The sequence below is a fragment of the Actinopolyspora alba genome (assembly GCF_900112765.1).
GTDB classification, from domain to species: Bacteria; Actinomycetota; Actinomycetes; order Mycobacteriales; family Pseudonocardiaceae; genus Actinopolyspora; species Actinopolyspora alba.
In genome coordinates this window covers 159,958-179,793 of record NZ_FOMZ01000009.1, presented here as the reverse complement: position 1 = coordinate 179,793, position 19,836 = coordinate 159,958, and the positions used below count along the sequence as shown (strand labels likewise).

Genomic DNA, 19,836 nt, shown 5'->3' with positions numbered 1-19,836 from the left:
CCCCTGAAAGTGTGTCGGAGGGGGGACTTGAACCCCCACGACCATTAATAGGTCACTAGCACCTCAAGCTAGCGCGTCTACCGTTTCCGCCACTCCGACGCGGCAACATCGACTCGGTTTCTTCCGAGCCCCTCATTGCGTTGTGATACTACGATAACCGATCGACACAGCGGCCCGCCAACCACCCCCCTCTTTTGATCCGGAAGTGGTAGAAAGGCCAGGTGAGCGCACATGTTGATCCCGAGAACGACGACCGGTCGAGCACGGATCCGGGACTACGCCGGGCCGAGGACGAGGTCGTCACGCTGGCGAGCGAGCTGATCCGGTTCGACACCACCAACACCGGTGATCCGGCCACCCTGAGCCCGGAACGCCCGGCGGCCGAGTACGTGGCCGAGAAACTCGGCGAGGTCGGATTCGAGACCACCTACGTGGAATCCGGGGACACCCCCGGACGTGGCAACGTCATCGCCCGTCTGCCCGGCGCCGACCGACAGCGCGGCGGCCTGCTGGTGCACGGCCACCTGGACGTGGTCCCCGCCGACCCGACCGAATGGTCGGTGCACCCGTTCTCCGGAGCGGTGCAGGACGACTACCTGTGGGGCCGCGGCGCGGTCGACATGAAGGACATGGTCGCCATGACGCTGGCCACGGCCCGCCGACTCGGCCGTGACGGCATCACGCCACCACGCGACATCGTGTTCGCCTTCCTCGCCGACGAGGAGGCGGGCGGCCTGCAGGGCGCGCAGTGGCTGGTGGATCATCGCCCGGAGCTGTTCGAGGGCTGCACCGAGGCGATCAGCGAGGTCGGCGGCTACTCGGTGACCTTCGGCGACGGCGTCCGGGCCTATCTGATCCAGACGGCGGAGAAGGGAATCCGCTGGCTCAAGCTGCGGGTCCGCGCCCGCGCGGGGCACGGATCGATGGTGCACGAGGACAACGCGGTGACCCAGCTCGCCCAAGCCGTCGCGAAGCTCGGGCAACACCGCTTCCCGATCGTGCTCAACGACAGCGTGCGGGAGTTCCTCGACGGCGTCAGCGAGCTCACCGGCTGGAGCTTCCCGGAGGACGACCTCGACGGCGCCATCGCCAAGCTGGGCAACCTCTCCCGCATCATCGGAGCCACCGTCCGCGACATCGCCAATCCGACGATGCTCAACGCCGGTTACAAGGCCAACGTGATCCCCTCGGTAGCGGAGGCCTCGGTCGACTGCCGCATTCTTCCCGGCCGCGAGGAGGATTTCGACCGCGAGCTGGCCGAGGTCCTGGGCCCGGACGTCGAACGCGAGTGGGTCGGCCTGCCGCCGGTGGAGACCCGGTTCGAGGGCGAGATCGTCGAGTCCATGAGTCGTTCCCTGCTCACCGAGGACCCGGCGGCCCGCACCCTGCCGTACATGATGTCGGGCGGCACCGACGCGAAGTCGTTCAGCAGGCTGGGCATGAACTGCTTCGGCTTCGCCCCGCTGCGCCTTCCCGCGGATCTGGACTTCTCCGCACTGTTCCACGGGGTGGATGAACGTGTCCCGGTGGACTCGCTGCGGTTCGGCACCCGGGTGCTGGACCACTTCCTGCGCACCTCCTGATCCGGACGCATGTCCCACGACACGGTGACCGGCGCGAAACGGTGCCGGTCACCGGGGAAGTCCGCACGGAACGCGCCGACCGCCGCGCGTTCTCGTATGATCGACTCCGGACGGCGACGCCGGATCGTTCCGGCAACCAACCACGTCGGGAGGTGTCACGGTGCCAACGGGTACGCGGGACGCGCCGGGCCGGCAGCCCCTCACCGACTGGGTCGAGGCATACCTGGAGCACCTGCAGGCACGGAAACTGGCCGAGAACTCACTGCGCGCCTACCGGCGCGACCTCGAATCGATCACCGCTGAGCTGGCGGAGACGACGGGAACGGACGGCGAGCGACTGCCCGTGGACTCCGTGACGGCTCAAACGCTGCGTTCGGCGTTCGCCCGGCACGCCGCCAGTCGTTCGGCTTCGTCGGTCACCCGCGCGTGGTCGAGCTGGAACGGGTTCTTCCGGTTCCTGGTCGTGGAGGGCGCGGCCTCGGGGAACCCGATGCCCGTGGTGCCCAAACCGCGGCTGGCCGCCGCCACCCCGAAACCGCTCAACGGCGAGGAAACCCCGGAGCGGTTGCTGCGGCTGATCGCCCAGGGCGCCCGCAAGGCACGGAACCCCTGGCCGGAGCGGGATCTGGCGATACTGTCCACTCTGCTGTGCACGGGACTGCGCTCGGCGGAACTGCTGGATCTGACCGTCTCGGCGCTGGCGGGCCGAAGTGGCGAACGTCGGCTGCACGTCCGCGGCAAGGGCGGTTCCAACCGGTCGATACCGATCGACGAGTCCCTGGAGGGGGTGCTGGAGGACTACCTGGAAAGCCGCAGGCTGCGGTTCGGGCGGCGACTTCCCGGTGGGGAGCCGCTGTTCGTCAACCATCGAGGTGAGCCGCTGCGGCGCGGCGGGCTGCAGTACCTGGTTCGGCAGTCGCTGCGTGCCGCGGGGGTTTCCGACCGGGTGCAGCGCGGCGCCATGGTGCACGCGCTGCGTCACACCTTCGCGACCCGGCTCGCCGAGGACGGCGCGAACGCCACCGAGATCGCGAAACTGCTGGGGCACGCCTCGATCAATTCGAGCCAGGCCTACATAGACGTGACGGCCCGCGAACAGCGGCTGTCCGTGCGGGCGAACCGAACGCACCGGGTACTGGGCGAACTGTCCGGGGGTTCCGAGTCCGAGTGACCGCCACCCGCGGTGAACGGTTCAGCCGCCCCAGCGTCCCGTCTCCCCCACCAGCGCGGAGACGACCCCGTCGGAGTCGGCGATCACGACGGATTCCCCCAGTACGTCGTGCGGCGCGCGTTCCAGCACCGATCCCCCGAGTTCCGTGACGCGTTCGGCGGCCTCGTCCAGTGCGCCCACCACGAAGTAGCACAGCCAACCGGTGCTCTCCGCCGCACCGCGCGGACCGGTCCGGGCCGCCACCGCGCGTTCCCCCACCGTGTAACTCGTCCTCGGCGAGTCCGTCCGCACCGTCCAGATCAACGACTCGCTCCAGAAGCTGTCGGCGGACTCCGCCTGCGCGGTGCGCAGTTCGACCCAGCACGGCTCGCCCTTGCGAGGCGGTGGCGCCCACGGGCCGTGCTGTGCACGGCCTCTGACCATGCTCGCGCAGGTGTCCTCCGGGCCCGAGAGATCACCGTCGGTGGTGGCACCCGCGAACACGAGTTGCCACTGCGGGGTTCGGCGGGAACGGTTCGTGCGGAGCGTGGCGCACTTGCGCTCACCGACCCAGCACTCGAAACCTTCCTCGGATCGCAACACCGTCCAGTCCAGCAGTTTCCGGTAGAAGCCTGCGGTGGCGGCGGGATCGGCAGTACGCAGCTCGGCGCGGCGCAGGCCGCAAACCGCTGAGTTTGGGGGCAACGTTGTAGCTTCCTAGCCGGTACCGGAGCGACCGGGCTGCGACGATCGCGGTGTCGTCGCGGCGATCACTCGCTTGGGGCAGCGTTCGGCGTATCATCTTGGCCAACCACGCCGCTGTTGGCAATGCTCCGTTCGGAGCAACGGAGAGGACCGTTCATCGCGCTAGCGGATACGTTCCAAGTCACGCGCGCTGTCCAGCAGCTGCTGCGCCAGACTTCGCACCTCCGCCTGTTCCGCCCCCTCACCCGCCGCCGTGGCGACGTCCTCGGCGGCGCACCGCAGCTGGAACAGTCTGTCCTGCAGATCGTCGAGTTCCGCCCCGGAAAGCACCACCGCGTCCTCCGGCAGTCCACCGCGCTGTACCGCCGCGCGACGCTCGTAGGCCCGCTGTCTGCAGGACTGCGCGCAGTACATCCGTGGGCGACCGACACTGCCTGCGCCCGGTATCCGACGACCGCACCACGAACAGTGCCGCGGTGTTCGGGTGCGTGGTTCGAGCGATTCGATATCGGATGTTGTCTCCACGGTTGACCACGCTAGTCCGAATCAGGCTCATTTGCGGGCAGGCACGCCGAAAAATCCTTCCGCACCGGCCGAACGGGGTAACGGCACCGACAGTCATCGGGCACCCCTCGCGGGCTCGCCGCGGGACTCGTTGCACAGTGGTGCGATGTACGGCTCGTTTCCGGCTGCCTCCCGGCAGCACCCGTTCCTGAGTCCTGAGCTCCGTCCCCGCGCGTTCGCGCACCGGGGTTGGCACATCGGCGAGCTGGCGGGCATGGAGAACTCGCTCAGTGCCTTCCGGCGTGCGGTTCGCGAGGGGTTCCACTACCTGGAGACGGACGTGCACGCCACTTCGGACGGTGTCGCGGTGGTGCATCACGACCCCGACCTGCGCCGGACCACCGACAGCACCGGTGAGATCCGTCGCAGGCGCTGGTCGAGCGTCTCCGACGCGCGCGTCGGAGGACGTGAACCGGTGTGCTCGTTGGACCAGTTGCTGGAAGAACTGCCCGGGGCGCTGCTCAACATCGACGTCAAGGCGGATTCGGCGGTGGTGGCGACGCTGCGGACGATCCGGCGGCACAACGCCTGGCACCGGGTGTGTCTGGCGGGTTTCTCCGACCGGAGACTGGGGGTGCTGCGGGCACACGGGGACGCTCGGCTGCTCACCTCCATGGGACCGATGGAGATCGGTGGACTCTGGTTGGGCTCGCGGGCATCCGCTCTCGCGGGGGCGGTGGGCCGCGCCTCGCTACCCGTCGGGGTCGCGGCCCAGGTGCCGCGCAGGCATCGTGGGGTGCACGTCGTGGACCGGCGGTTCGTCGAACGAGCACACGCCCGAAGCACCGAGGTGCACGTGTGGACCGTGGACGATCCGGGGGAAATGGCCGAGCTGCTGGACGTGGGTGTCGACGGGGTGTTGACCGACCGTCCGGATCTGCTGCGGGACGTCCTGCGCGGGCGGGAGCAGTGGCACACGGCCCGGTAGCGCATCGTTCTCCGCCGGACGAACCAGGGGGTTCGCCACTTCTGAGTGGAACTACGCATTGCCACACCCGGTTCGGACGAGAAAGGTCCTCGAAGTAGTCGACGCGATGACCGATCTCGAGGACGGAGCGCATGGCCGCCACACACGCGGAGTTCACGCCGGAAACGGCCCGGCGGCGCGAGCACAGCGGTTGGTGCTGGTACGACTGGGCCAACTCGGTGTTTCCCACCTCGATCACGACGGTGTTCCTGTCGCTGTACCTGACCACGGTGGCGACCCGGGCCGCGGAGTCCGACACCGCACGCAACGGCGCGGCGGCCTGCCCGGGCGGTGACGCGCTGCAGCGCTGTGACATCGCGGTGCTGGGCTGGTCGTTCCCGGCCGGTTCGCTGTGGGGCTATCTGCTCGCGTTGGCCGCGGTGATTCAGGTGCTGGTCCTGCCGATCGCGGGAGCTGTCGCCGACCGGACCCGCGACAAGCGGAAAATGCTGGGGACCTTCGCCTTCTGCGGGGCGGGAACCACCGCGTTGCTGGCTCTGGTGGGTGGACAGAACTGGCTGTTGGGCGCCGTGCTCTTCCTGCTGGCGAACCTGTGTTTCGGGGCGGCCGTGGTGGTCTACTACTCGCTGCTGCCGGAGATCGCGCACGCCGACGAACGCGACGGACTGTCGGCGCGTGGCTGGGCGTTCGGCTACCTGGGTGGCGGGGTGGCTCTCGCACTGCACCTGATGCTCTACGTCGGTCACGACGCGCTCGGGATCGGTGAGGACACGGCGGTACGGCTGGTATTCGTCTCCGCCGGGGTGTGGTGGGCCGTGTTCACCGTACTGCCACTGCGGCGACTGCCGGGTAGGCGGCCGGGCGCGAGTTCCGAGGGGCCGGTGCTGCGTGCCGGTTTCCGGCAGCTGGGTGCCACGCTGCGGCAGGCACGGCGGCTCCCGTTGACCCTGGCCTTTCTCGGCGCGTACATGGTCTTCACCGACGGCATCAGCACGGTGTTCAAGGTGTCGGCACAGTACGGTGAGCTGGAGCTCGGTCTCGACCGGCGGGTTCTGATCACCACGATCCTGATCGTGCAGTTCATAGCGTTTCTGGGTGGGATGCTGCACGGCTGGGTGGCCCGCAGGCTGGGAGCCAAGCGCACGATCATGCTCAGCCTGACGGTTTGGATCGTGGTGCTGTTCGGGGCGTTCTTCACCCAGCAGGGGGAACCGTTGCAGTTCTACGGGGTCGCGGCCGGGATCGGCCTGGTGCTCGGCGGAACGAACGCGTTGTCGCGTTCGTTGTTCAGCCAGATGATCCCGGCCGGGAGTGAGGCCGAGTACTTCTCGCTCTACCAGATCGGTGAGCGCTCCACTTCGTGGGTGGGACCGCTGCTTTTCGCGGCGGTGGGGCAGGCGACCGGCTCGTTCCGACTGGCGATCCTGTCGTTGCTCGGTTTCTTCGTGCTGGGCCTGCTGCTGGTCTCGATGGTGCCGGTACGTCGAGCGATCCGGCAGGCGGGCAACCCCGCTCCCGGAGTGCTCTGATCGAAGTTCTCCGGCCGGGTCGGCGGGGTGCTCGCTCGGCGGAGCCTCCGGCTCTCGCTCCGGGAGACCCGACATCGGGTAACGAGGTCGAGCGGCTCCGGCGTGGGTCGACGATCGCCCGGAAAGGTATTCGTACGGGTTCCCGGCACGTCGCTGCGAGCAACACTGCTCCAAATCGGTGACACTGTCCCCCCGCTCATCCGTGTGTTGGCATATTCCAGTACCTTGCGTCACTATCGGGTCGAGGGCAGCATTAATCACGAAGAGTAACGATACGCTTGCTCATCAACACGAAAGAGGAAGTGAGATCGGTCGCATTCCGAAATATGTCCGGGTTGGTATTTGGTCCGAGTGACGGGTGTTCTGGCACTATCACCCGTTCAGACGCACCTGTGGGTTACGAGAGGGAAAACGCGTCACGAACGCCGCAACCGTGCATCTCACGGGTAGTCGACCTAGTTGACGAGTGAATGTCGTCACCGACGGCAACCAGGAACCTCATACCGGGAACAGACGACGAGGCCCACGTCGTTGCACTCGGTGAGCACAGCCGCCCGGACCCCGGGCCCCGAAGCGAAAGGAACCGTCATGGCCGACCGCGTTCTGCGTGGCAGCCGGCTCGGAGCGGTGAGCTACGAGACGGATCGTAACCACGACCTCGCACCGCGCCGGACGGTGCGCTACGCCTGCTCCAAGGACCACGAGTTCGAGGTGCCTTTCTCCGACGACGCCGAGATCCCGTCGACCTGGGAATGTCGCCTGCACGGCACCGAGTCGAAGATCATCGACGGCAGCCAGCCGGAGCAGAAGAAGGCCAAGCCGCCGCGCACCCACTGGGACATGCTGCTGGAGCGCCGCAGCGTTCCCGAGCTCGAGGAACTGCTCAACGAGCGGCTGGAGGAGTTGCGCGCACGCCGTAACCGGCCCACCGAGAGCACGAACTGACCGTGCGACCGCACACGGGCGTCCGTTCCACCGGGTGAACGGGCGCCCGTTCGGTTTGGCCCGGCCCCTCCCCGACAGCCCGCGTGCTCCCGCGCGCCGATGTCACCGACCGCGTCGCAGCGGTGGTCTCCAGCCGCTCAGCCAGGCAAGCAGTCGACGCCCCCTGCGGCGCAGTCCCCACTTGGTCACCCGGAGCAGTGCCTCCCGCACGATCGAGCCGTTCATCTTCGACTCGCCGCTCTCCCGCTCCACGAAGGTGATGGGCACCTCCGCCACGGTGCTGCCCGTCTCCACGACGCGCATCGCCAGATCCACCTGGAAGCAGTAACCCTGCGAAGCCACGGTGTGCAGATCCAGCTCGCGCAGCACCTCGCCCCGGTAAACCCGGAAGCCACCGGTGAGATCGTTGATCGCCACACCGAGCGCCCACTTGGAGTAGACGTTTCCGCCCCGCGACAACAGGGATCGGTACCAGGGCCAGTTCAGCACGGTCCCACCCGGGACGTATCGCGACCCCAGCACCATGCCCGCCCGGGGGAGCACTTCGAGCATGGTGGTCAGCTGCTCCGGGGCGTGCGAACCGTCGGCGTCCATCTCCACGATCGCCTCGTAACCGCGCCGGAGTGCCCAGTCGAAGCCCGCGACGTAAGCGGCACCGAGCCCGGCCTTGGCGACACGGTGCAGCACGTGGATCCGCTCGTCGGCCGCGGCGATCTCGTCCGCCAGCGCACCGGTCCCGTCCGGGCTGTTGTCATCGACGATCAGGACGTGCGTGGTGGGCACGGCCGTGGTCAGCCGCCGCACGATGGTTCGCAGATTCTCCCGCTCGTTGAAGGTCGGAATCACCACGAGCACCGAGGACGCGGTGGAGTTCGCCGACTGCCGCGGATTCGTCATCGCTTTCCCCTCGCACACTCACCGCCGTCGACATCCGGCCGGCCGGCGGCACGTCCTCCGGCCGAAGAGGTCGAACGGCCCGCAACGGTAGGTCGTATCACCGGCCCCGCCTCGGCGCACGGTCGCGGTAGCGCCGCAGTGAGGTCGACAGCACAGCCCCCGCGCCGAGGGCGGTCACCAACCAGGTGACGTAGCGGCCCAGGAAGGTGGCCACGGTGTTCGACGAACGCAGCGGCACGTCGGCCACGACCGTCTCGGCGGTGAACTGCTCCGTGCTCCGCCGCACGCTCCCGTCCGGCCGCACCACGGCACTGACCCCGGAGGTGGCTGCCACGAGCGCCGCGCGATCGTGTTCGACCGCACGCAGCCGAGCCATGGCCAGCTGCTGATGACTCATCCCCGAACGGCCGTACCACGCGTTGTTGGTGGGTAACGCGAACAGATCGGCCCCGGCACGCGCCGCTTCCCGGAACACGTCGTCGTAGGCCACGTCGTAACAAATCCCCACTCCCAGCCGTGCGGGTCCGGCGGCCAGCACACCCGGCTCGTCCCCCGCGGTCATGTCCTGCTGGAACCTCTGAACGAAGGGACTCACCGCACCCGCCACCGAGCGCAGCGGGATCTTCTCGGCGAACGGCACCAGGTGCTGCTTGACGTATTCCCCGGTGGCCCCGTTGTCCGGTCCCCAGCGCACGATGCGATTGCTGAGCCCACCGTCCGGACCGTAAGCGAGACCACCGACGATCACCGGCGCACCGATCCGCTCGGCGACACGCCGCAACGCCGGGTCCCGCCGCTGTGGCCCCCAGGAGCCGACCTGTTCGGGCAGCAGCACGAAGTCGGGGCGTCGAACCCGCCCGGCGGCCACGTCCGCGGCCAACCGGCGAGCGGCACGGATGTGGTTCGCCCGCAGCTGCTCGTCCCGATACAGCAGATCCAGGCCGACGTTGGGGGCATCGCCCTGTACGACGGCCACCGTGGCGGTCCCGGATCGAGTGCCCGCACCGACGGTGGGAAGCACCGACAGCCCCGCCATGACGGGCACCAGGACCGCGCAGACCGGCACGACGAACAGCCGAACCGTGCCACGGATCCCCCCGTGGCCGCGCTCGACACCACCTCGCGGCCACGGCGACCGGCTCACCGACTCGGCCAGCCCCGCCCCGATCAGTGCCACGGCGAAGCCGACCATCGCGGTGCCACCGACCGAAGCGAGCGGCAGCAGCACACCATCGGTCTGGGTGAACGCCAGCCGCCCCCACGGGAAGCCGCCGAAAGGCAGCGCGGAACGCAGCACCTCGGCCGCCAGGAAAACAGCCGCCTGCCAGACGGGAGCTGCGGGCAGCCGGGTGACCCGGGCCGTACCCGCTCCGGCGAGGCCGAAGAACAGCGCTTGGACCAGACACACCCCGAGCCACGGCCACGGACCGAACTGCGCACCGAGGAAATCCAGCAGCCAGCCGAGCAGCGGGAGGGTGTAGGCCAGCCCGAACAGCAACCCGTACCAGAAGCCGGCCCGGGCACGGCCTCCGCGCACGGCGAGCACGAAACCGGCCACCGCCACCGGGGAGAGCCACCACAGGTCACGCGGTGGTCCCGACCAGTACAGCAGGATCCCGGCGAGCACGGCCAACACGAGCCGCACCGGTACCGAGAAGCGAGCACGTTTCGAACGGATTCCGGCCCGGAGGCCGGAATGCCGTTCGCCTCCCGAACTCACCCTGGGGACAACCAACCGATCAACCTTCGCCGACGACGAGCAATTCGGCCACCGCCATCGGCGGCACACGGGGGCGAATCTACTCCGCCGGTACACGCCCCCTAGCACGCGTGGTGGTGGCGACGCTCACGGCGACAGGGCGGCGGGCTCCCCGGCTCCGGTCCTGCCCGGCCGGTGATCCCGACGGCTCACTGGTCCTCGTCCCCGGGATCGCGCTGGTGAATGGTTTCACCGCGCAGCACGGTGCGCAGGCAACGCGGCAGTCTCGCCTCGGGGGACACGTCCGGCAGGTCGGGAACGCCGGAACGGGAATCGGTCGACCAGCGGCGTACGCGCGAGTCCTGCACCGGTGAGACGAACTCGTCGACGTTCCACACCGCGTAGGTGGCCGTGGCTCCCGGAACAAGGGTTCCGGTCACGCCGTCGTCGACTCCCGCGGCTCGCCAACCGCCCCTGGTGTGCGCGTTGAACGCGGCCCGCGGGGAGATGCCGAAGCCCTCGGTCCGGTGGTGCACGGCGGCTCGGATCGCCTCCCACGGGCCGAGGGGGGTGACCGGCGCGTCGGAACCGAACGCGAGCACCAGCCCACTGGAGGCCAGCTCGGAGAACGGGTTCAACCTCGCACCCCGCCGCGGGCCGAGCCTGCTGGCGTACATCCGCGAGGTGCCGCCCCACGAGGAGTCGAAGCAGGGCTGTACCGAGGCCACCACCCCGTAGCCCGCCAATTCGCCGGCGAGCTCACCGTCGATCATCTCCAGGTGTTCCAGTCGATGCCGGCTGCCCGCCAGTTCCGGGGTGCCGACCACTCGGGCGGCACGTCGGAACCCCTCACCCACCTCGGCGACCCCGGCATCGCCGATGACGTGGAAACCGGCCTGCACACCGTTGCGGGTGCAGTCCACGAGGTGCTCGGCGATGGCGTCGGCATCGAGGTAGAGCACTCCCGATGTGGTGGGCGAGTCGGTGTAGGGCTCCCGCAGCGCCGCGGTGCGCGACCCCAGCGCACCGTCCACGAACAGATCGCCCCCGAGCCCTTTGGCCCCGAGCTCTCGCCCGGTCTCCAGCGCCCCCAGCTCCCCCCAGTAGCCGACGACCTCGGGAACCCCACCCTGCCTGGAGAGCATCATCAGATCCGCGAGGTCGTCGGCACCCGAGATGTCCGGTCCCGCGCATTCGTGAACACTGGCTATGCCCTGCGAGGCCGCGTGACGCAGGAAAGCGGCCTGGGCCTCCCTGCGCTGCAGCGGGCTGAGCGATTCCCGCGCGGCGCTGCGGGCGTGGTGGTGTGCGACGCGTGTGAGTGGTCCCTGCTCGTCCCAGCCCTCGGCGCCCTTCGCCAGCGGCGCCCGGTCGAGCAGCGCGCTGGAGACGAGCGCCGAGTGCACGTCGATGCGGGACAGGTAGACCGGAGCCCCGCGGGCGGCCTCGTCCACCTCGACCCTGGTGGGAGGACGCTGTTCGGGCCACCAGCTCTCGTCCCAGCCGTGCCCCCAGACGAGCCTGCCGGGGTGCTCGGCCACGTAGTCCCGCAGCGCGTGCAGGAACTCGGTCAGCGAGGCGCACCCCGTGAGGTCGAGTCCGTTGAGCAACAGACCACTCGAGGTCGCGTGCACGTGCGAATCCACGAAGGCGGGCGCCACGAACGCGCCGTCCAGCTCGACGATGTCGGCGTCCGGATGCAACGCACGGCCAACCGTGTCGGTACCAACCCAGGCGATGGTGCCGTCCTTGACGGCCATCGCGGTGGCGTCCGGATTGCCCGGCGAATGGATTCGCCCGCCGAGCAAGAGCGTGGTGTCGGACATGTATCGGACCTGGCCCCTGTAGTTCACCCTCGCGTGTGCAACCTGCGCGAACCGCCCGACCGTCACTCGGCGTGTTCCGAGTCGCGTATCCGGCCGTACCGCTGTGCGGCACTACCGTCACGGCTCGTGGCCGTCGGTCGCGGTCGCCCCCGAGTAGCTTAACCCGCTGCTTGTACTCGCCCGACCACAGCCGACCCACTCAGGACTGTCGCCGGTCCTGGCCGTCTTCCTCGTCAGTTCCACCCCGGCGGAGCGGATTGGAACCGTGATCGTACCGCTCGTGATCGTCGTCCTCCGAGACGGATATGACCTCGCCGTCGATCACGTCCTCGTCACCGGTACCGGTCGACTGCCCACGACCGGTTCCGAAGCCGGGAGCGGTGAACGCGTCCGGGCCGAACGCCGCGGAGCCGAAACCGGCAGGACCGAAACCGGCCATGCGTTCCCGCATCAACCGCTGCCTGCGTTCGGCGCTGCGCCGCATCCGGGTTCGCAGTACCGCACGGACCGGAGGCAGCAGCAACAGCAGACCGAACAGATCGCTGATCAGGCCGGGGATCATGATCAGGAACCCGCTGCCACTCACGAGCACGCCGTCCGAGATCTCCCGCTCGGGAGGTCGGCGCGATCGGGCCGCTTCGGAGAACTCGCGCAGCGTCCTGCGCCCCTCGCGGCGCAGCAGCCAGGATCCGATCAGCGCACCGGCGAGCAGTAACCCGATAGTGGGGAAAACCCCGATGAGCTGACCGACCAGAACAAGTACGCTGACCTCGACGGCGAACCCGACGAGCAGCAGGATCAGTATCGGCACGTCGCGCTGGCACCTCCGCTAACAGAACCTTCTGCAGACAACAACGCGCGAGCAAACCGAATTACTCCCGAGGCCCGGTTCGTCCCACGCCGCCCCACCTCCGGAACCGGCCGGCGACGACTCGAGACGGTGGTGTCCGAAACGTTACCCGAACTCGGGTCGGGCACCGTGCCACCCACCACCCACGGGGCCATAGACTTCGGAGGTGATGCGAACACGCACAGCCAAACTGATCACCCTGTTCCTGGTCGGAAGCGTGTTCGCACTGGTACTGCTCGTCAGCGACAGACCGGTGCAGGTGCCACAACCGCCGGAGCCGGAGCTGCCCCGTGCGGTGGTCACCATGGGCGACAGCACGATCTCCGGCGAGGGTGCGGGCGACTACCTCCCCGGTACCGACGGGCGCGACGGCAACTGGTGTCACCGCTCCTCCGAAGCCATGGTGCACCAACTGCGGCTGCCGGCCGATGTGAAACGCTTCAACCTGGCCTGTTCCGGCGCGAAAGCGGGTACCGTCGGCCTCGACTCCGCCTCGGACGGCGGTAGGCCCTCGCAGGCGGGCCAGCTCGCACGGCTAGCCGAGCGATACCGCATCACCGACATCGTGGTGGCTGTCGGTGCGAACAACGAGCCCAATTTCGTGGGTGTGCTGAACTCCTGTGTCCGCGCGTGGTTCACCAAGAGTTCGGGCGGCTGCTCGCGGCGGCTGCAAAACGAGTGGCCCGACCGCGTGGCGGAGATGCGGCCCAAGGTCGCCGACGCACTGGCCGACATCAAAAACGTCATGCGCCGCGCCGGCTACTCGCGGGACAGCTACTCGCTGGTGCTGCAGTCCTACGCCTCCCCGGTCGCGCCGGGCATTCGCCCGGATCTGCGAGGACTGTCCGGCTGTCCGTTACGCACCGTCGACGTGCGTTGGGTCCGCGACACCGCCGTCCCCCAGCTCTCGGAGGGACTGCGCGAGGTGGCCGAGCAACAGGACGTGCGGTTCCTCGATCTCGCGCGCGCCGGGTACGGGCACGAGGCCTGTACCGCACCGAGCGAATCGGCGGACACGGAATGGTTCCGCCGCCTCGCCGTCGACTGGCGGGATCTGGAGCACGACGAACGCGCCTCGCACGCGATGCAGGAGTCGTTTCACCCCAACGCGGCCGGATACGAGCGCATAGCGGGTTGCCTCGAGGACTTCCTGCCGTCCGGTAGGCAACAGGCCGAGTGCGTCACCACCGGCGACGGATCCCTGCGCGTGGCTCCGCTCGACGGAAACAGCGCCGAACCGCCCCAAGGGGAGAGTTCGGCCACCGTCACCCCACCTTGAAGGCCTTGACGAACAGGAACACGGGCTTACTGCTCAGTTCCACGTACGCGTCCGGGGAGAGTTCGTTGAGCTCGGGCAGCGGACGCGGTTCACCGATGGTGTCGACCACGAAGCCGGAGCGGTGCAGTTGGTCGAACACCGCCGAGAGGGGTCTGCGGTAGAAGGACACCGAAACCTCCTGCCCGCCCACCGGCCACGTCTCGGTGACCAGTTCGGTACGCAGGTAGTCGGGACGTCCGAACCACTGCCAGTCGGCGGCGGGATGATGTACCGAGAACACCAGCTCGCCATCGGCCACCAGGCAGCGGTTGAGTTCGGTCAACAACGGTTCCCAGTCCGCCAGGTAGTGCAGCACCAGGGAGGCCACCACCAGGTCGGTGCTGGAATCGGTGACGAGATCGAGTGGTTCGGACAGATCCGCCACGTCGAACTCGGCGCGACCGTCGAGTCTGCGACGGGCGAGTTCGACCATCCTGGGCTCGCGGTCCACTCCGAACACCGCGGCACCACGTTCGACGAGCTGCTCGGAGAGCACACCGGCGGCACATCCGAGTTCGAGCACTCGCTTGCCGGCTACGTCGCCGGCGAGGTCCAGTACGGCCGGACGGTCGTAGTAGGCGTTGGCCGGGCTGTGTTCGGAGTGCAGGGCGTAGGCTTCCGCGAACTGATCGTAGATCGTATTGCGCGCCACCCGATTACGGTAGTGGAATTTCCGGCGATCTTCCTACCGTGCGACACGCCGGAGAACGGCGTGTCGCACTTGTACTCACCCGAACGCGAATTCCGTTAGCTCTTCGGCACCACTAGCGCCGACCCCAACCCTCCCGCAGGCAGCATTCCGAGCACCCTCGCAGGCCGAACCCCCACCACCCTGGCAGTCGGCACCGCCGCGGGTTCTCTCGTGCGGCTCTCGCGAGGAAGGCCCGACGTTGTGTAGGTCGCTACCCGATGTCGGGCCTCCCGGAGCGAGAGCCGCACGAGAGGTTCCGCCAAGCGAGGCCCCCGAAAGCCGAGAAGAATTTCGATCAAAGTTCCGGGGCGCGATTCTCGAAGGGGGTGGACAGGACCACGGTGGTCCGGGTGGAGACCTTCGCCGACTCGCGGATCTGCCGCAGCAGATCCTCCAGCGCCAGCGGCGAAGCCACCCGAACCTGCAGGATGTAGGATTCGTCACCGGCCACCGAGAAGCAGGACTCGATCTCCGACAGATGCTCCAACCGCTGTGGATAGTCGTCCGGAGCCGCCGGGTCGATCGGGGTGAGCGAGATGAACGCCGTCAGCGGCAGCCCGATCTGCTCGCCGTCCACCCTGGCCGTGTAGCCGCGCAGCGCTCCGCGTTGTTCCAGCCTCCGGACACGTTGGTGCACCGCCGAGACACTGAGCCCGACCCGTTCGCCGAGGTCGGTGAAACTGCACCGCCCGTCCCTGAGCAGTTCACGGAGAATGGCCCGATCGGTCGCCTCGAGTTCGGAACTCTGCGCGGCATTCCGGTCTGTCACGTCGGCAGCACCACCAACTCGTGCGGCTGGTTGTTCACGCTCTCGACGCCGTGCTCGGTGACCACGACGATGTCCTCGATCCTGGCACCCCAGTGTCCCTGTTGGTAGATGCCCGGCTCGATGCTGAACGCCATTCCCGGTTCGAGCGCGATCTCGTTGCCCCCCATGATGTAGGGCTCCTCGTGCACGTCCAGACCGATGCCGTGCCCGGTGCGGTGCACGAAGTAGTCACCGAAGCCGGCAGCGGCGATCGGTTCCCTGGCGGCGGCGTCGACCTCGGCGGGCGTGGCTCCGGGTCGCACCCGCTCCACAGCGGCCCGCTGCGCGGCGTGCAGCACCTCGTAGGTGTCACGCACGTCGGAGTCCCTCGGCTCGCCCAGCGAATAGGTGCGGGTGCAGTCCGAGTTGTAGCCGCTGGGCATGGGGCCACCGATATCCACCACGACCACGTCGCCCTCCCGGATCACCCGGTCGGAAAGCGCGTGGTGCGGGCTCGCCCCGTTCGGGCCGGAACCGACGATCACGAACTCCGCCTCGGCGTGCCCCTCCTCGAGGATCGCCCTGCTGATGTCGGCGCCCACCTCGGCCTCGGTGCGACCGACTCGCAGGAACTCGCCCATCCGGGCGTGTACCCGGTCGATGGCGGCACCGGCCTCGCGCAGGGCGCCGATCTCGGCGGGATCCTTGCGCATCCGCAGGGCGCGCAGCACCGGGTTGGCCAGCACCTGCTCGGTCTCCGGCAGGGCGGTGCGCAGCGGCAGGGTGTGCAGGGCGGGCATCACGTCCGCCACACCCACCCGGGAAGGGGTGGCACCGTCACGACGCAGCAGATCCGCGACGATGCCGTGCGGATCCTGACCGTCCACCCAGGTGACGATCTCCAGCCCGAGTTCCCGCGCGGGCACCTCGGAGTAACCGAGTTCCTCGAGTTTGGGAACGACCAGCACGGGCGAAGCCGTGCTGCCCGCAGCGGGTAGCACCAGGCAGCTGAGGCGTTCGAAGGACTCACCGTTCACCCCGATGAGGTAACCGAGGTCGGATCCGGGCGAGATCAGCAGCGCGTCGATGTCCGCGCCTGCGGCCTTCTCGGCCGCGTGCTGTAGCCGCGCCGAGAGCACTGTGGGGTCCTGCTTCGTTGCAACGGTGGACATGGCCCAACTCTAAGTGCCCCGGTCACGTGGAGGTCAGCTGGCCGGGGTGCCGAGAAAACCGCACCGACGCGGAAACTCCCGGCGACTCGTACCACGGGCGCCAGGTCTGCGACGACACGAGAAAGGCGTGACGGTTCCGGAGCGCACAACGGGAGGGAGAGAAGCGCTCCGGAACCGACACTCTCACCATCCCCGGTTCTAGGCCTGCCGACCACAACCCGGAGATGACGAATCCACCAACTCCTGTCCGCCGTGCGGTGTACTTCCCCCGACCACATCCTCGACCGTCGACCGAGTTCGAGGACGGTTCATCTCCCGCCAACCACCACCGAGGAGCGGTATCGCCAACGCGACCAGATAGAGCAGGGCCGTGCAGGTCAGGGTGGTACGCAGCCCGAGTCCCTCCACCGCCAGGCCACCGAACAACACGCCGAGCGGGGTACCGCCCTGCGCCACGAGGGTCGTCAGGCTCAGCACGCGTCCGCGCAGCTCGGCCGGGATGCGCTCGTAGCTCACGGCGGCCAGGATCGGGTTGATCATTCCGGCGACCAGTCCGCACCCGACCACCACGCAGAAAAGCACCGCGAATCCGGCCCCCGCGGCCATCGCGAGGTGGGGCGGGATCGGTCCCAGCGCGAACGCGAACGTGAACAGCATCCTCCGACGTCGCACCCGTGCGCCGAGCCAGGTGAACAGCAGGTTCCCCGTGAGCGCGGCGCCGCCCAACGCGCCGACCAGCACCCCGAGCGCCAGCGAGTCGTGCAGTATCCGCGCCGAGTAGGTCGGGAGCAGCACTCCCGTCAACGCCAGGTCGAGGGTGTTCGTCAGCAACAGCAGTACCACGATCCAGGTGATCAGCCGGTCGCGACGGAGATAACCGATCCCGGCGGCGAATCGGCGCGCGAATCCCTCGGATGTGTCCGTCCCCTCTGATTCCGATGTGCTCACTCCGCGCGCGGCGTAGGCGACCAGCAGCGCGGACATCCCCATCACAGCGGTGGCGATCCACAGCACACCCGGCGGATCGAACAGCGCGAGCGCTCCACCCGCCAGCGGCGCCCCCGAGAGGTGCCCCGCCCGCAGTGCGGCGTCCATCCCTCCCGCCCCGCGTTCCATCGCCACCCCGGCGTTGCCGACCAGTTCCGGGACAGCCACCCGGCGAGCGGTCTGGCCGGGTTCGCGGAACGCTCCGAACGCACCTGCCAGCGACATCAACGACCAGAGCGTGAGACCGGTGGTGGCTTCTGCCAGCGGAATCGCGCCGATGCACAGCGCGGCGGCCAGATCGGCCAGCGGCGCGGTCCGTGCCGGCCCGACGCGGTCGATCAGCGGGCCGCTGAGCGCGGTGGCGAGCAGCATCCCCACGAGCTCGGCCGCGGTGACCACGCCCACGTTCGCGGCGCTTCCGGTCGTCATGAGCACGAACCACGGGATCGCCACGAATCCGGCCGCGCTGGCGGCGCTGACGGTGCCGGTCGACAACCACAGCACCAGTAACCGTAAGCGGTTCACCCCCGCCGCTCCCCCCGCGGGAAGGCGCGCAGCTGCACCATCACCGGTTCGTCACCCGCCGCGGGGTCGCGGCGGTAGCGTTCCACGAGTCGACCGACTTCGGCGGTGAGCTCGGCCAGTTCGTCCCGCGAGAGGGAGAGCTGCCAGTCCGACAGTTCCGAGGCCTGGATCCACTCCTCGGACCACTCGGGCAGGCTCGCCAGGAACCCGGTGAGTTCGCGGTGGTGGTTGGCGGCCACCTCGTGCAGCAGGGTGCTCAGGGCGGGACCGAGTTCGGCGTCGGTACTGAACCTCTCGGGGTGAAACGCGGTTTCGGCGTGCGTGGCCCGCCACCAGCGTTCCCTGCGATTACCGCGTTCGGTGTCCTGTTCGACGAAGCCGTGTTCGGCGAGCTGTCGCAGGTGCCAGCTGGTGGTTCCCGAGCGCTGCTCGAAGCGCTCGGCCAGCTGGGTGGCCGTCGCGGGGCCCTCGGCACGCAGCTCGCCGAGGATGCGGATGCGCAGCGGGTGAGCCAGCGCCCGCAGTCCGGCCGCGTCGAGCTCGTAGCTGTGTCCTTCGGTCACCCGGCACACCGTAAATCACCAAGAAAACTCTGCCAAGTTTTCTTGGTGGTTTGACCGTGCCGGACGGCGTGCCGCACCGGAAACGTGACAAGCTGGGCGCCGTGAAGTCATCGGTGATGCTGCTCGACTCGGCCGGAATCTGGTTCCGTTCCTACTACGCGCTGCCGGAGTCGCTGACCGCTCCGGACGGAACTCCGGTGAACGCGGTACGCGGATTCTGCGACATGCTCGCGAAACTGCTCACCGAGCGCACGCCTGGCCGGATCGTGGCGTGTCTGGACAACGACTGGCGCCCCGACTTCCGGGTGCGCGCGCTGCCCTCGTACAAGGCACACCGGGTGGCCGAACCCGCCCCGGAAACCGGAACAACGGCGGACGGGACGGCGGGGACGGACGCATCGGAGGAAGCGGTTCCCGACACGCTGGAACCGCAGGTTCCGGTGATTCTGGACCTGCTCGCCGCGCTGGGCATCGACACCGCCGAGGCCGAGGGCCACGAGGCCGACGACGTGATCGCGACGCTGGTGGCGCGGGAGGACACCGATCCGATCGAGGTGATCACGGGCGACCGCGATCTGTTCCAGCTCGTGCGGGAGTCCCCCACCACCTGTCGGGTCGTCTACATCGGTGGCGGACTGGCCAAGGCGCAGGACTACGGTCCGGTCGAGCTGGCAGCGCGGTACGAGCTGCCCACCGAGAACGCGGGACGAGCCTACGCCGAGATGGCGATGCTGCGCGGAGATCCCTCGGACGGGTTGCCCGGCGTGGCCGGGATCGGGGAGAAGACGGCGGCCAAACTGATCACGCGGTTCGGCTCGCTGACCGAACTGCGCGCGGCGGTCGATGCCGGGGACCAGGGATTGACGAAACGCAATCGGGAGAAGCTGTCGGAGGCCGCGGACTACCTCGACGCCGCACCGACGGTGGTCAACACCGTGTCCGAAGCCCCGGTGACCCACAGCCTGCCCTCCGACGCCCTGCCCCGGGGTACGAGCCCCTCCAGCGCTGGACTCGCTACGGCCGTCGACCTCGATCGGGTTCGCGGACTGCAACAGGAATGGGGGCTCGGCAGCACCGTGGACCGGCTGCTCGACGCGTTGCGGGGGTGAGTCCCACCCCGCGGGACCGAGCCGACCCGACGAACCGACCGGAAAAC

At 68.7% G+C, this 19,836-nt stretch carries 18 protein-coding genes and 1 tRNA gene; 7 read left to right on the top strand and 12 right to left on the bottom strand.

The genetic code is table 11. The features are described 5' to 3' along the window. Positions 1 to 12: 12 nt before the first annotated feature. Positions 13 to 99, bottom strand: a tRNA-Leu gene (locus BM150_RS15295). 122 nt (positions 100 to 221) lie between these two features. Between BM150_RS15295 and BM150_RS15290 the strand changes: the two genes are divergently transcribed. Together BM150_RS15290 and BM150_RS15285 are read left to right on the top strand one after the other, a co-directional pair. Continuing rightward, positions 222 to 1,583 carry a M20/M25/M40 family metallo-hydrolase gene (locus BM150_RS15290; protein WP_092927942.1) on the top strand — a complete coding sequence of 454 codons (1,362 nt, stop codon included), beginning with the start codon at positions 222 to 224 and terminating at the stop codon, positions 1,581 to 1,583. Between the two features lie 160 nt (positions 1,584 to 1,743). Next, positions 1,744 to 2,754 (top strand): tyrosine-type recombinase/integrase, encoded by a 1,011-nt coding sequence (locus BM150_RS15285; RefSeq protein WP_092927941.1) that lies wholly within the window; start codon positions 1,744 to 1,746, stop codon positions 2,752 to 2,754. A 21-nt stretch (positions 2,755 to 2,775) separates the two neighbouring features. Here BM150_RS15285 and BM150_RS15280 read toward each other — a convergent pair whose 3' ends face one another. Beyond that, positions 2,776 to 3,438: a VOC family protein gene (locus BM150_RS15280; protein ID WP_092927940.1), complete on the bottom strand. Its 663-nt coding sequence runs from the start codon at positions 3,436 to 3,438 to the stop codon at positions 2,776 to 2,778. A 162-nt stretch (positions 3,439 to 3,600) separates the two neighbouring features. Further along, the gene (locus tag BM150_RS15275; protein WP_342752583.1) at positions 3,601 to 3,963 is read right to left on the bottom strand and encodes a hypothetical protein; all 363 of its coding nucleotides are present in this window, start codon (positions 3,961 to 3,963) and stop codon (positions 3,601 to 3,603) included. Positions 3,964 to 4,108: 145 nt separating this feature from the next. Between BM150_RS15275 and BM150_RS15270 the strand changes: the two genes are divergently transcribed. From BM150_RS15270 to BM150_RS15260, 3 genes are all read left to right on the top strand, one after another. Next, positions 4,109 to 4,930, top strand: coding sequence for a glycerophosphodiester phosphodiesterase family protein (locus BM150_RS15270; RefSeq protein WP_092927939.1), 822 nt, complete (start codon positions 4,109 to 4,111; stop codon positions 4,928 to 4,930). A 131-nt stretch (positions 4,931 to 5,061) separates the two neighbouring features. Next, entirely contained in the window at positions 5,062 to 6,459 is a 1,398-nt protein-coding gene (locus tag BM150_RS15265) for an MFS transporter (RefSeq protein WP_092927938.1), read from the top strand. Positions 6,460 to 7,047: 588 nt separating this feature from the next. Continuing rightward, the gene (locus tag BM150_RS15260; protein WP_092927937.1) at positions 7,048 to 7,404 is read left to right on the top strand and encodes an RNA polymerase-binding protein RbpA; all 357 of its coding nucleotides are present in this window, start codon (positions 7,048 to 7,050) and stop codon (positions 7,402 to 7,404) included. A 102-nt stretch (positions 7,405 to 7,506) separates the two neighbouring features. Here the strand turns inward: BM150_RS15260 and BM150_RS15255 are convergent, their stop codons facing one another. The 4 genes from BM150_RS15255 to BM150_RS15240 form a co-directional block, all read right to left on the bottom strand. Then, complete coding sequence (locus BM150_RS15255; protein ID WP_092927936.1) at positions 7,507 to 8,301, bottom strand: polyprenol monophosphomannose synthase; 795 nt, start codon at positions 8,299 to 8,301, stop codon at positions 7,507 to 7,509. A 97-nt stretch (positions 8,302 to 8,398) separates the two neighbouring features. Then, positions 8,399 to 9,946, bottom strand: coding sequence for an apolipoprotein N-acyltransferase (gene lnt / locus BM150_RS15250; RefSeq protein ID WP_245755507.1), 1,548 nt, complete (start codon positions 9,944 to 9,946; stop codon positions 8,399 to 8,401). A gap of 263 nt (positions 9,947 to 10,209) precedes the next feature. Next, positions 10,210 to 11,826 (bottom strand): amidohydrolase, encoded by a 1,617-nt coding sequence (locus tag BM150_RS15245; RefSeq protein ID WP_092928056.1) that lies wholly within the window; start codon positions 11,824 to 11,826, stop codon positions 10,210 to 10,212. A gap of 199 nt (positions 11,827 to 12,025) precedes the next feature. Next, positions 12,026 to 12,637, bottom strand: coding sequence for an FxsA family protein (locus BM150_RS15240; RefSeq protein WP_092927934.1), 612 nt, complete (start codon positions 12,635 to 12,637; stop codon positions 12,026 to 12,028). A 208-nt stretch (positions 12,638 to 12,845) separates the two neighbouring features. Between BM150_RS15240 and BM150_RS15235 the strand changes: the two genes are divergently transcribed. Continuing rightward, complete coding sequence (locus BM150_RS15235; protein ID WP_092927933.1) at positions 12,846 to 13,955, top strand: GDSL-type esterase/lipase family protein; 1,110 nt, start codon at positions 12,846 to 12,848, stop codon at positions 13,953 to 13,955. On the opposite strand, the gene BM150_RS15230 is transcribed toward BM150_RS15235, so the two are convergent. The 5 genes from BM150_RS15230 to BM150_RS15210 form a co-directional block, all read right to left on the bottom strand. Then, entirely contained in the window at positions 13,942 to 14,646 is a 705-nt protein-coding gene (locus BM150_RS15230; RefSeq protein ID WP_175496847.1) for a class I SAM-dependent DNA methyltransferase, read from the bottom strand. The two genes, BM150_RS15235 and BM150_RS15230, sit on opposite strands and share 14 nt — an antisense overlap. Before the next feature lie 334 nt (positions 14,647 to 14,980). Further along, the gene (locus BM150_RS15225; protein ID WP_092927932.1) at positions 14,981 to 15,454 is read right to left on the bottom strand and encodes an Lrp/AsnC family transcriptional regulator; all 474 of its coding nucleotides are present in this window, start codon (positions 15,452 to 15,454) and stop codon (positions 14,981 to 14,983) included. Further along, a complete protein-coding gene (locus BM150_RS15220) occupies positions 15,451 to 16,605 on the bottom strand; it encodes a M24 family metallopeptidase (protein ID WP_092927931.1) in 1,155 nt (384 codons plus the stop codon). The genes BM150_RS15225 and BM150_RS15220 overlap by 4 nt, the downstream gene beginning before the upstream one ends. 198 nt (positions 16,606 to 16,803) lie before the next feature. Then, entirely contained in the window at positions 16,804 to 18,117 is a 1,314-nt protein-coding gene (locus BM150_RS15215; protein WP_092927930.1) for an MFS transporter, read from the bottom strand. After that, on the bottom strand, positions 18,114 to 18,680 hold the full coding sequence (locus tag BM150_RS15210; protein WP_092927929.1) for an ArsR/SmtB family transcription factor: 567 nt from the start codon (positions 18,678 to 18,680) through the stop codon (positions 18,114 to 18,116). The genes BM150_RS15215 and BM150_RS15210 overlap by 4 nt, the downstream gene beginning before the upstream one ends. Positions 18,681 to 18,796: 116 nt before the next feature. On the opposite strand from BM150_RS15210, the gene BM150_RS15205 reads away from it, so the two are divergent. Next, positions 18,797 to 19,789 (top strand): 5'-3' exonuclease H3TH domain-containing protein, encoded by a 993-nt coding sequence (locus BM150_RS15205; protein WP_092928054.1) that lies wholly within the window; start codon positions 18,797 to 18,799, stop codon positions 19,787 to 19,789. The last annotated feature ends 47 nt before the right edge of the window (positions 19,790 to 19,836 follow it).